Here is a 287-nt window from a genome sequence, read left to right on the forward strand (position 1 = left end):
CATTAATATAAAAATACATTTGTTAAACTATTTTTAATATTAGTCTTATATAAAATTAGTAATTTTACCCCCTTAATTTTTTTAGAATACTAAGAACATGAAAAAATATCTAATCATTGCTGCAGTATTTTGCTTTGGATCTGCTTTTTCACAGCAGAAACAAGTTAAAAGAGCGGCTGTCGCTTTCCTGAATGTAGAAAACCTTTGGGACACTATTCCTTCTGCGGATTATATCGACGGAACCCTTCAGGTAAACAATCCTAAATTTCATAGAAGCGTACCATTAG

Annotated in this window: 1 pseudogene; it reads left to right on the plus strand. The window is 31.0% G+C overall.

Going from position 1 to position 287, the window contains the following annotated elements:
• Positions 1-97: 97 nt before the first annotated feature.
• Positions 98-287: pseudogene (locus SCA31_RS22965) on the plus strand (endonuclease); the annotation flags it as partial.

This window comes from Chryseobacterium sp. SIMBA_028 (genome assembly GCF_046535285.1).
Lineage (GTDB): Bacteria > Bacteroidota > Bacteroidia > Flavobacteriales > Weeksellaceae > Chryseobacterium.